We start from the raw sequence: 12,177 nt of genomic DNA on the forward strand, positions 1-12,177 counted from the left end.
TTGGATTAGGAGAGGGATATTTGTTGGCAAAAGACTCCCCAAGTTATTTATGAAAAAGAGCCATATTGTATTGTTCATCGGATTGTTATTAGTCATTTTATCCGGCCTGCGCGTGTTATGGATGGAGTTGCTCCCTCATCAAATGCAGGTGTCCATTAAGAAAGGTCAATTGGATTTGCGTCATTGGAATGCAGAAGAAAGCGGCGTTCTGCTGCTTGATGGGGAGTGGGAGTTTTATCCCTCGGCGTGGTTGTCGGAACGCAAGCAGCATGGTGCAAGCGGTCCGGAGCCAAAGCTGCTTCAGGTCCCGGGGCAATGGGAGGAAGCTTTACACCGTGAAGGTGAAGAGGGAACCCCGTATGGATTCGGGTCCTATCGCCTGCGTATTTTGGTAAATCCGGACAATGATTTGAATTATAGCGTTCGCTTGCCCAGCGTGCGGACTGCATCGGAAGTGTACGTAAACGGCCGGCTGCTTGCCAAATCGGGTCAGGTGGGGGAGACAAAGGAAGAATATACGGCGAAGAACCTCCCGTATTCCACAAGCTTTACGGCAGATGAGAACGGGGTCATCGAGCTGGTGGTTCAGGCGGCGAATTATGTGGATAGTCGAAGCGGTGGCATTGCCAGATCGGTTAAATTCGGCTCAGAGGAGGCCGTAGCGCAGGAAATGAAGCTCTCCGTATCGATGCAGACGCTGGGAGCGGTCATATTTCTTATGCATTCTGTCTATGCGCTAATTTTGTTCTTACTGGGGAACCGGGAGAAAAGACTGCTTTATTTTTCCTTACTGACGCTCTGCGTCACGCTCCCCAGCGTCTTGAGCAGCGATGAGAAGCTGTTTCACCAATTGTTCTATATCGGCAGCGATTGGGATTTTCGGCTGGCGAATGCCACGGCGATCCTCGGCTGCTACGCGCTGCTCCAATGTACGGAGCATCGGGAGCTTCCTTATTGGAGAAGGGTGTATCCGGCCTATGCCGCAGCGAGTCTGGGGACGGCTGCCGTTACGTTGTTTCTGGCTCCCCATCAGATCATCACACTCTTCCCGGTTTATTATTTATTGGGCTGTGTTGCAACTGTTGTTGCGATCGCTGCCATTTTTAAAAAGGTATTCAAGGATATCAAAAACCATCTGCTGCAGCTCTTATCGATGTTTGCGCTGGTTCATCATTTCGTGTGGACCTTATTCTGGCGGGAGAGCGGCCTCAGCATTACCCACTATCCGTTTGACCTGATCATTTCGATCGGATGCCTGGCTTCGGTATGGTTTCGGGATTATTTCAACATGCATGCCCATACCAAGGAGATTGCCGCAACGCTGCAGCGGGTGAACGAGCATAAGGATCAATTTTTGGCCAACACCTCGCATGAATTCAAAAATCCGCTCCACAGCATCCTTAACATGTCCCAATCGGTGTTGAGCAGGGAACGGGATGTACTGCAGGATCGAAGCATTAAAGAGCTTGAAACGGTGTTATCCGTTGGGCGCCGTCTGACGCTGATATTAAACGATCTGATGGATGGAATGAGTCTGCGGGAAGGCAATCCGCGGTTACAGAAAAAGGCCGTGGCGATTCAGCCGATCGTGACCGGCGTCATGGATATGCTGCAATGGAACGCGGACATGAAATCGGTTCAAATCGTCAATCAGATCCCTGACGATTTTCCTCCCGTCATTGCCGATGAGAACCGGGTCATTCAGGTCGTGTTCAATCTGCTTCATAATGCGGTAAAATTCACGAACGACGGCATGATCTCGGTTCGAGCACGTGTAGAGAATGGAAAAGCCTATATCACCATTGCCGATACGGGGATCGGAATGGATGAAGATCTGCTGGAGCGCTTATTTCTTCCTTATGAGCAGGTAAGCGCGAGCGAGACGATGGTTGAGGGAGGCTTTGGATTAGGCTTAAGCATAAGCAAGCAATTGATCGAGCTGCATGGAGGGACGTTAGAGGTGTCCTCCGCATTAGGGAAAGGCTCGACATTTACATTTTCGTTAGAGTTGGCGGGGGTAGACGTGGAGAAAGAGGAGGCTCATGCATCGTTTGGAACAATTGCCTTACAGTCGATGCCGGTTCGGGACACGGCTTGGACAGATATGGATCAAGAGCACAGGGGCTTGCCGGCTGAGCCGGCACCCTTGCCTGGATTGGGCCGTCATCGTCCGCTCCTGTTAGTCGTTGATGATGACCCTGTCAATCTTCGGGTGCTGGAAGCGATCCTGCCGCCGGGTGAGTATGACCTCACGACGGCAACGAGCGGTAAAGAAGCGTTGGCGCTCCTGGATACGAAGGAATGGGATCTGGTCATTACCGATATCATGATGCCGCAGATGTCCGGTTATGAGCTGACAAGGCGGATTCGGGAGCGGTTTACGCTCACCGAGCTGCCTATATTGCTTCTTACGGCAAGAAGCCAGCCGAATGATATCCAGAGCGGCTTTATGGCGGGAGCCAACGATTATGTGACCAAGCCGGTGGAAGCCATTGAAATCCGGTCGCGGATTCAGGCGCTGACAACGATTAAGCAGACGGTTCGGGAGCAGCTGCGATTGGAGGCGGCATGGCTGCAGGCGCAAATTCAGCCTCATTTCTTATTCAATGCTTTAAATGCGATAACGGCGTTAAGCGGCATTGATTTGGATAAGATGCGGGGGTTGCTTGAGGAGTTCAGCCATTTTTTGCGGAGCCGATTCAGGTTCCAGGATACGGATGGGCTTGTTCCGATCGAAGAGGAGCTCAAGATGGTTCGCTCGTATCTATATATTGAACAGGTCCGGTTCGGGGAGCGGCTGCAGGTTGTTTGGGAGATCGATAAACACAAGCCGTTAAAAATCCCGTTCCTCTCGATCCAGCCTTTGGTTGAAAATGCGATCAGACACGGGATCATGAAGCGATCCTGCGGGGGAACGGTCCGGATCCGGATCTCGGTCCGGGCGGATGACGTCGCGATCACCGTTCAAGACGATGGCGTCGGAATGGACGAAGCGCAATTGCAGCAGCTCCTGGATAGACGCGCAGAACACGCCGGAGTCGGGTTAATCAATACGGATCTGCGATTAAAACGGCACTTCGGAACAGGACTGCATATCAAGAGCACGCTGGGAGAAGGCACCGAGGTAACCTTCCGTGCGCGCCTCTTGGCAAAGCCGAAGTGATATTCCCTACATTTATGAAAGCCGCAGCACGGATGCTGCGGCTTTCATTGTACACCAAGTCCCTCTTGACCCTATTCCTCAAGCGGCAAGTAGATCGTGAACACCGAGCCCTCGCCGACCACGCTTTCCACCTCGATGAAGCCTTGATGAGCAAGGATATTGTGCTGCGCAATCGCGAGCCCCAGTCCGGTTCCGCCGCCAGGGCGCGCCCGGGAATGGTCCGCCCGATAGAATCGGTCGAAGATATGGGGCAGATCCGCTTCGGAGATGCCGGTGCCGTTGTCTTCAACCCGGATTCGGGCGTATCGCTGCTGCCGGTCAGGCAGGTGCACCGTTTCCGCATGGATGCGGATATGTCCGCCTGCTTTCGTATAGTACACGGCATTCGTCAGGATGTTGTACAGCGCCTGAAGAATACGGGATTTCTCCACCGAGACGGAGATCATCTGCTCTTCAGCATGCAGGGACAGCTCGATTTCTTTATCCTCGGCCATGAAGCGGGTTTTCGCCAGTAAGTCCTCCAGCAGCGCAACCAGGTTCTCCTCTTTAGGATGCATCTCTGTCATGCCGGCCTCAAGCCGGGACAGATCCAGCACATCATGAACCAATCGCGATAACCGCAATACTTCATCAAGAATCGAGGCTTGCTTGGCGGTAGTGAGGGGAGAGCCCGTCTCGTGCGCCAGCTCCAATTCCCCTTGGATGATCATCAGCGGGGTTTTCAATTCATGGGCGACGTCGGACATCAGCTGTTTTCGGGTACGCTCCGCTTCTGCGAGCGATTCGCTCATCTCAAGAAGGGCCTTGGAAATCGCACCGAATTCATCCTTACGATGCGCGGGTAAGATTACGGGTGCGCCGCCTTGTTTGATGGCCTCGATCCCGTTAATGATTTTGCGTATAGGGCTTGTCAGCCGCCACGACAACAACAGGATGATGAGCAGCGCGGCAATGCCGGTGATCAGCAGCGAAGCGATCCCGATATTGGGCAGCATGCCGTACCACATGGTTTTGAACTCGTAGATTTTGGACTGCCGCTCGTTCATCACGTACAGTCTGCCGATCCTCTGGTCCCCCTGATCAAGCGCCAGCATGTAGCCGTCGCCGCGGAGCTTATCTACGCTTAAACTTCCTTGCCGATATAAGATTTGTTCTTCGGCGGACAACACGATATCAACGAAGGGGGCGACGGATTCAAAGCTTGCGCTCCCTACGTCCTCCCAAGAATCCCCGTGACTCCGGTAATATTGCACAAACTCCTTCCTCAAGGCTTCAAAGGCATCCTTCTCCTCCAGATAGGCCAAATCGCGGGTGATATAAAACTGCACGTGCGTGACGGCAAGCAGGACAAGCATAATCAATACGATCAATCCGCCCATCGACAGGGTCAGCCTGGTTCTAATTTTCATGTTCTGCTCCGAATCGATAGCCGAAGCCGTATACCGTCTGAATATAATCGGCCGTTCGGCCAACCTTCTCCATCTTCTTCCGCAGCTTGCTGATGTGCGAATCTACCGTCCGTTCGTCGACGATGAACTCCTCCTCGAAGGCATGCCGCAGCAGCTGCATGCGGCTGTATACCCGCCCCGGCTTTGACGCCAGCAGGTGCAAGAGCCTGAATTCGGTCGGTGTGAGATGCAGCTCCTGATCGCCAATAAACACCTGCAGGCTGCTCTCATCAATCGTCAGATCCCCTCTTCGAAGCACAGCGCCGGCCCCGTCATTTCCTGTGTGGTTCATGCGCCGCAATAAGGAACGGATGCGTGCGGACAGCTCCCTTAAGCTGAAGGGCTTTGTCAGATAATCGTCCGCGCCCATTTCGAGGCCCACGATTTTGTCGGCTTCCTCCGACTTGGCCGTAACCATGATGATGCCGGGGGATCCTGTCTGTCTGAGCTGACGGCAGGTGTCCAGCCCGTTCAATTGCGGAAGCATCCAGTCCAATATCACAATCTCCGGTTTATGCTGCGCATACAGCTGCAGGGCGGTTTTGCCGTCCATCGCGGTCAGGCAATCATATCCTTCGGCTTGAAGATACGATTCCATAAGCGACGCAATTTTCGCTTCATCCTCAACGATCAGCACTTTGATTCCCATTCCCACACCCCCAGACCTATCCATTTTGATTGCTACTTCAAGAATATGGGCTGCCTCCACAATCTGTAAATACCTTCACCACAAGTTCGCAACATTTCGCTAGTAATATGATCATCAAAGATAACGTTTGGCAGATGGAAACTTGAGTGAAAAATCATCCATTAAAGAAAAATGATACCGGGCGTGCAGGTTATCGAAGCATCCGGTTACAAGGAGTGAACACCATGTTCGAAACCATATTCACCATCATCATTACGGTCATAATGACCCTGCTGTGGGGAATCGCCGCCATTGCGGCAGCGGCCCTCCCCTACGCCAAGACCAGCCAAATCTTGAACCAACGGAGCACATTTCTGTTCTGGGTGGCTGGTACTGCCCTGGTACTTAGCACTGCTTGGTACGGAGCGATTATCCTCCAGTTTATCAAGGACGGCTGGTTGTTTGTCGAAGGGACGGTAAAAATGCTGATCCCGCTGACGCTGGTGCCTCAGCTGTATATCGCGGGCGACATTCTTCCTCGGTTAAAAGGCTTCAGGAATTCCGGCGAAAAGCCGATGACGCCAGCGGCACGGGAAGCTGCGGCCCATCCTTCCATATCAATATCCTTTTTAGCGGCTGCGCTTGTATCCGGCATCTCCGCGCTCAGTACGTTCTTTGTCCAACCGGTTCTGCCCAGCCTATCTCAGATCGGCTCCCGCTTCTTGCTGGTTGCGCTCCTGTTGCTCGTGCCTGCGATTTTTGCAAACAGAAGGTACTTGAGATTGAAGCAGGGGAAACCACTACGGCGCGGGTTTGGTGTCAGGCTTATAAGCTTTGTATCGGCAGGTCTGCTCACGGCCATGGTGGCTATAACCCTTCTGGTTGCCAACGTACTGGTCGGAGTCCAGGTCTCCAAGCTGCCGGAAGCCTCTGACATGATGAATCACGACTGGATTGACGAGGGAGGCGGCTCCCCTACGCTTATGTCGGGAAGCTCCAATCATCAGCATCACGCCCATCATGCGTCGGCTTCAGCAGATCCAAGCCAAGTCGAAGTAGCTTCGCTGACAGGGGATATTTCGCAGCCCGCCGATCGGAGATTCGAGCTCGTGGCCCAGCGGAAGAAGGTGACACTCGCTTCCGGGGCAGTCATTGATGCCTGGACATATAACGGAGAGATCGCTCCCGAGCTTAGGGTGAAGCAAGGCGAAATGATTGAAGTGAAGCTGGTCAATCAAGATATCGATCGCGGCGTCACCATCCATTGGCATGGCTATAACGTGCCGAATGCGATGGACGGCGTGCCGGGCATGACACAAAATGTCGTGAAGCCCGGCCAATCGTTCACCTACAAGTTTCGGGCCAATCAGGAAGGAACCTACTGGTTTCACTCGCATCAGCAAGCGGCGGAGCAAGTGGTGCGAGGGCTGTTCGGTACCCTGATCGTCGAGCAGAAACAGAAAACGGAAGATTATGATGAAGAGATAACCTTGATTAACCATCGATGGGAAACCGACCGAGGATACCTAAAAGCATTTGGAAACCAAGATGAGTTCCAGTGGAAGCAGGTGAAGCCGGGGGATACCGTGAAGCTGCGAATCATCAATGCGTATAACTATTCGGAGAAATTCCTCCTTCAAGGTACCGAATTCCGAATCACCAGTATTGACGGCATGCGGATTCAAGCCCCCCAGCCCTTGTCCGGCCAAACGGCTTTTCGGCTCGGGGCCGGCGGCCGATACGACGTGGTCTTCACGATGCCGGATCGTCCGGTCTTCTTGAAACTCGGCGATGCCAAGAACGAGAGCAATCCGGGCATCGTGTTTTATGCAGGGAGCCGTCCAGAGAGACCGGTCTTTCAGCCCGAATCGGCCGAGTTTGACCCGTCTGATTACGGGAAGCCCGTCATGAATGAGGTTACGGCAGCGGACCCATTCGATCGGGAATTCCATATGATTCTCGGCAACAGAATGGGATTTTACAACGGCCAGATTAATTTCCTATGGACGATCAACGGGGAGGTGTATCCCCGGGTTCCAACCTTCGTCGTCAAAGAGGGCGACAGGGTCAAAACGACGTTCGTGAATCGAAGCTTGGGCGAGCATCCGATGCATCTGCACGGGCATCATATGACGGTGTTGAAGAAGAACGGCAAGAAGGTGGCCACGCCGTGGCTGACCGATACGTTAAATGTCTTGCCAGGTGAATCGTATGAGGTCGGATTTATCGCAGATAACCCGGGTATGTGGATGGACCACTGTCATAACCTCGATCATGCGGCGACCGGGATGACGCTGCATCTCATGTATGATCATGTGCTTCCTTCTTATGAGGTAGGAACACGCTCAGGAAATATACCGGATTAGGGAATGGAACTCATAGAGAAGAGGATTCTGCATGTAACAGAATCCTCCGAGTACGCTACGTGAGATTTGCGGGGCTTATCTACAAACCCGAGCAGAAACGTTTCCCCAAATCCAATGTATTGTCTATGCTAAACTTGCTTATTCCGGTGTCCCCTGAGTCACCCCATGCACATACGTCTGCCAAGGGGTATCCAGTGCTCCTTGCCCCGGGTTATAGGTAAAGAAATACTCGACCGTATCCCCATGCTTCAGGTTATTGACAGGGTAGGTGTAGTTGCCGTTCCCCGTAGGGTTCATGGCAACGTTCAGCTGCACGCCGTTGTTGACCTTATAGTGCAAATCGGCAAAGGTGGCGCCGTTAACATAGAACAGCAGGTCATCGCCGATTTTCTTCAGACCCTTCACCTCATCGCCAATGACGATGACGGTGGCTGGAGGCGGCACAACGGTGATCGTGGAGCTGGCGGTTTTATTGCCGTCGGCGGTTGTCGCCGTGAGGGTTGTCGTGCCCGGAGCGAGCCCGGTTACGAGACCGCTCGGGCTTACGGATGCGGTGCTACCGCTCGCAACCGACCACGTTACCTGCTTATTCGTTGCATTGGAAGGCGCAACACTGGCGTTTAATTGAACGCTTTGCCCGACTTCCACCTGCGCCGTGCTTGGATTGACTGTTACGCTGGTAACGGGCACGTTCCCGGGATTCTGGCCGCCGCCGTCCCCTTCTTTGTACACCCGGACATAGTCCACCTGCATCGTTGCAGGGATATCGGACGGATCCGGGGTCCGGCCGCCGTCGAAGGTTCCGCCGATCGCCAGGTTTATAATGAGGTAGAACGGCTGATCGAACGGGGCGTTCGGATTGTTCGGCGCCGCTGCCGAATACCATTGATCCCGGGTCACTTTAAAGAAGAATTTGCCGTCCACATACCATTTAATATTGTCCTCTTCCCAGACAACCGAATAGACATGATAGTCATTGGCGAAGGTCTGACCTTCCGGGAAGTGGTATTCGCCGGAAAGATGCCGGTTCGTCGGCCATTGCCCGCCGAAGTGAACGGCGCCGCTTGTTACGCCAGGCAAGCGTCCTCTTGCTTCCATCACATCGATCTCACCCGAGGATGCCCATGTTCCATACACATTATCCTGCGGAAGCATCCAGAGCGCAGGCCAGATGCCGTTACCGGTTGGCAGCTTGGCGCGGAAGTCGACTCTCCCGTACTTGAGGGAAAAATGATCCTTGGTGTTGATCTTCCCGGAGGAGTATTGTGCATACCGATTTGGATCCTGCGGGAAGGATTTTGGCTCGTTCAAGGCTCTGATATTAAGCTTTCCGTCCTGTACAAAAACATTTTGCGCACTATTGGTGTAGTGCTGCAGCTCCGAGTTGCCCCAACCCCAGGTATTCGGATCATCATTGAGATAATACCCTGTCTCATAATTCCATTTGCTGTTATCCAGCGTCGTCCCGTTAAACTCATCCTGCCAGATCAGATTCATGCCTTGGATGGTCGGATCGCTTGGCGTTCCGATCGGAATATCCTCCTGATCGGTGATATCCGGACGAGGAGCATCGGGATTCCCGATCAAGGTATAGTTAACGTAATTGCTGCCCACGCTTCCACCTGCCTGCCCGTTTAATGGATAGCCGATACGGATCTGCATGTCCTCCTGAATTGGCTGGAACCACAGTCCGTAGATATGATCGGCCCAATATCCCCACTGATTGGCAGGGGACATGTTATTGTAGCCGTTCGCCGAGTATACAAATCCGCTCTGGCTTGAGTTGTCCAGATCCACCCACTGCCCGTTGATGTTAATCTGGTATACGAAATTGCCAAGCTCCGTGCCGATTGGCGCACTTCCATCAATCTTAGGCAGGGGAATCCCGATAGCGCCGCTCGCATCGGCTGTAAAGGTCGTTCCTTCATAAGGCGTAAGCACATATGAATTTCTTACAGGCTCGTTAAAGGTGATGGTATACACGATGTTAGCGGAAGAGGTCTTCGATTCCAACTTGACGTTGATCGACTCCGTGACGTTAAACCAGTAGCCGCCGCCTCCATCCGTGAACTGACCGAAGTTCTGATCATAGATCCAGCCACTGGCGGCATTGTTGTCAATATCGATCCATTCACTGCTGTTTACAGGCTTAACATACACCTTTAAATCGTCCGCGACGGCTTCATAGGTGATGGCTGGATCATTGTTGAAGATCGGGTAGGTAAAGCCGGCACCGCCCGTAAAGCCTGCCGTAATTTGCGGCCCTTGCGTCGGGGTCATCGCCGTGATGGTCGTTTTGTTGATGTTTTGAAAGACCAGCCTGTAATCCAGCGTCACCCCATTCGCTTTGGAATAAAGCTGAATCTCCGTGGTTGCGGAGAGGGTGAACCAATAGCCGGTAAAGCCGCCGTCGTTCCAGTGCCCCCAGTTCTGGTTATAGACAAAGCTGCCGACACTGTCGATATCAACCCAGCTGCCGTTCACCTTCACCTTTACTCCCAAGTCTTGGGCAACATCATTCCAGGTGGCGGCGCCTCCGTTGAAGACCGGCATGACAAAACCATAGCTGGCCTGGCCAACCCCTGATTTGGTAATGACCGGTCCGTCTGCCGCGGAAAAGTAAGACATCGAGGTAATAGTGGTTCCAGCCTCTTCGGCTGCCTGAACCTTCGACGCCGGCATGAGACCGAGGCTAACCAGCAGTACGATCGCCAAGAACAAGCTCAGTCCCTTACGCCTAAACCGCCTTTCCGTAGAGTGATAGTGAGATCGCTTCATAAATACCCTCCCTTAATAATAGATGGTTGCTTCCAGTGCATGGGTTTATCGGAAAACGCTTACACCGGTAAACATCTTTATTCTATCGAAGATCATGAACCGATGAACAGGCACAATTTTTTTGGTAGGGTCTCATTATTTCGGGTGATTGCCGGCTTCGGGGGGAGGGAGAAGGTTCATGGTTCACATTCACATCTGGGTTCGGTTGAGGGGGAGGTGGATGTTCAGAATAAACCAGCCATCCTGCAGCACTGCATCCATGCTCCCATTCATTTTTTCGACCAACTTTTTGGACAGATACAGACCGATCCCGCTGGATTCCGTGTTCGTTCTGCTGCTGACTTCGGTATAGAAGCGCGTAAATACCTTTTCAATGGCAACCTTACTGTCGGGCTTGATGTCATTTTTAATGCTAAATATGAGATGATTGTCTTCCTCAAGGTAACGGATAACCGCCTGGCTATTGGCGTAACGAAGAATATTTTGAACGATATTCTGAATCACCCGTGTCAGCAATAAGGGGTCTGCAATGATGGTAGGTCTTTCATGGACTGGTTCGGGAAATTGGAGCTCGATATGCTTTTCCTCGAATTGCTCATAGAAGGACAAGAAGATTTCTTCAACCAGGTTGGAGAGAGAAATCGAAGAGAGCGCCATTTCTTTCTGGTTCATTTCAATGCGTGCCAGGTCATAAAAGTGGTCGGTCATTTCCATCAGACGCTTCACGGCGTGTTCAATGATCTTCAGGTATTGCGCCTTCTTCGTTTCATCTGTGGCTGCGTGGAAAAGCTGAACATAGCCGTGGATCGACGTGAGCGGGGTCCGCAAATCATGAGAGAGCCCGGCAATGGATAACTTCACATTTTCCTCCATCCGTTTAGCCTGCCGATTTTTCTCCTCAAATGTATCGATCATCTGATTCAATTCATCGACCAGCTCCATGATGGCCTTTTCACGAAAATCGACATATAGCCTCGACCCATAACTGGCGTTCGTCGGAATCTCTTGGATCTCCTGCTTCAATTTCCGCAGCTCCTGCTTTAAGAAGAAGATATAAAGAAGGAGCGCGAAGGCCAGGAAGACAAAGATCCATCCCCACATGCCATTCACGCTCCTTTCCCTTTAATCAAATTTGAAGCCGATGCCCCATACGGTTTTAATGTAATTCGTGTCATCCAGGTTCAGCTTGTTTCGTAAATTGCTGATATGCATGTTAATCGTCTTATCGCTATCGAAAAAGGGCTCGTTCCACACGCTTTCGTAAATGTTGGCTCGGCTGAATACTTTTTGCGGATGCTCCAGGAATAGCAGCAGGATTGCGTACTCGCGTCCCGTTAGGTGAACCGCCCGGTCATTGATTTTCACTTCGCGCGTGTCTAAGTTGATGCTGATATTCTTGTAATGAATTTCATTCGAATGACCGGATGAAGCCTTTGCTGCATGGCGAAGCTGGATGTGAATTCGTGCAAGCAGCTCCTTCACGTCGAAAGGCTTGGTAATGTAGTCATCCGCTCCGCTTGTCAACAGCTCCAATTTCGAATGCTGGTCATTTTTGGCGGAAATCACAATCACGGGAGTCGTTGAGTTAAGCCGAATTTGCTCTAGAAATTCATCTCCATCCATCCCCGGCAGCATCAAATCCAGGAGAACGAGATCGACCTGCTGTTGTTCGAACAATAGTTTTCCTTCCGTGCCTGAATAGGCGCTTTGCGTGTGAAAACCATGCAGCTCCAAGGCTTCCTTGATGAGGGAATGAATGGCCGTATCGTCCTCAATAATTAACACCGTTGGCAT

General features: G+C 52.1%; 7 protein-coding genes. 2 read left to right on the forward strand and 5 right to left on the reverse strand.

Annotation, left to right across the window (positions count from 1 at the left end; genetic code table 11):
* Positions 1-49: 49 nt before the first annotated feature.
* Positions 50-3,163, forward strand: a complete 3,114-nt coding sequence (locus BBD41_RS14955; RefSeq protein WP_099478025.1) for a hybrid sensor histidine kinase/response regulator — start codon at positions 50-52, stop codon at positions 3,161-3,163.
* 71 nt (positions 3,164-3,234) lie between these two features.
* Here the strand turns inward: BBD41_RS14955 and BBD41_RS14960 are convergent, their stop codons facing one another.
* Complete coding sequence (locus BBD41_RS14960; protein ID WP_099478026.1) at positions 3,235-4,572, reverse strand: sensor histidine kinase; 1,338 nt, start codon at positions 4,570-4,572, stop codon at positions 3,235-3,237.
* Positions 4,562-5,260 (reverse strand): response regulator, encoded by a 699-nt coding sequence (locus tag BBD41_RS14965; RefSeq protein WP_099478027.1) that lies wholly within the window; start codon positions 5,258-5,260, stop codon positions 4,562-4,564. Before BBD41_RS14965 ends, BBD41_RS14960 begins: the two co-directional genes overlap by 11 nt.
* A 224-nt stretch (positions 5,261-5,484) precedes the next feature.
* Between BBD41_RS14965 and BBD41_RS14970 the strand changes: the two genes are divergently transcribed.
* Positions 5,485-7,605 carry a multicopper oxidase family protein gene (locus tag BBD41_RS14970; RefSeq protein WP_099478028.1) on the forward strand — a complete coding sequence of 707 codons (2,121 nt, stop codon included), beginning with the start codon at positions 5,485-5,487 and terminating at the stop codon, positions 7,603-7,605.
* Between the two features lie 138 nt (positions 7,606-7,743).
* On the opposite strand, the gene BBD41_RS14975 is transcribed toward BBD41_RS14970, so the two are convergent.
* The 3 genes from BBD41_RS14975 to BBD41_RS14985 form a co-directional block, all read right to left on the reverse strand.
* The gene (locus tag BBD41_RS14975) at positions 7,744-10,383 is read right to left on the reverse strand and encodes a family 16 glycosylhydrolase (RefSeq protein ID WP_099478029.1); all 2,640 of its coding nucleotides are present in this window, start codon (positions 10,381-10,383) and stop codon (positions 7,744-7,746) included.
* A 189-nt stretch (positions 10,384-10,572) separates the two neighbouring features.
* On the reverse strand, positions 10,573-11,484 hold the full coding sequence (locus tag BBD41_RS14980; RefSeq protein WP_099478030.1) for a sensor histidine kinase: 912 nt from the start codon (positions 11,482-11,484) through the stop codon (positions 10,573-10,575).
* 21 nt (positions 11,485-11,505) lie between these two features.
* On the reverse strand, positions 11,506-12,177 hold the full coding sequence (locus BBD41_RS14985) for a response regulator transcription factor (protein ID WP_099478031.1): 672 nt from the start codon (positions 12,175-12,177) through the stop codon (positions 11,506-11,508).

The sequence above is a fragment of the Paenibacillus ihbetae genome, assembly GCF_002741055.1.
Taxonomy (GTDB): Bacteria; Bacillota; Bacilli; order Paenibacillales; family Paenibacillaceae; genus Paenibacillus_AQ; species Paenibacillus_AQ ihbetae.

Coding starts and splice junctions, on each gene's coding strand:
- BBD41_RS14955 (WP_099478025.1), top strand. CDS start 50: ATGAAAAAGAGCCATATTGTATTGTTCATCGGATTGTTATTAGTCATT.
- BBD41_RS14960 (WP_099478026.1), bottom strand. CDS start 4,572: ATGAAAATTAGAACCAGGCTGACCCTGTCGATGGGCGGATTGATCGTA.
- BBD41_RS14965 (WP_099478027.1), bottom strand. CDS start 5,260: ATGGGAATCAAAGTGCTGATCGTTGAGGATGAAGCGAAAATTGCGTCG.
- BBD41_RS14970 (WP_099478028.1), top strand. CDS start 5,485: ATGTTCGAAACCATATTCACCATCATCATTACGGTCATAATGACCCTG.
- BBD41_RS14975 (WP_099478029.1), bottom strand. CDS start 10,383: ATGAAGCGATCTCACTATCACTCTACGGAAAGGCGGTTTAGGCGTAAG.
- BBD41_RS14980 (WP_099478030.1), bottom strand. CDS start 11,484: ATGTGGGGATGGATCTTTGTCTTCCTGGCCTTCGCGCTCCTTCTTTAT.
- BBD41_RS14985 (WP_099478031.1), bottom strand. CDS start 12,177: ATGCCAACGGTGTTAATTATTGAGGACGATACGGCCATTCATTCCCTC.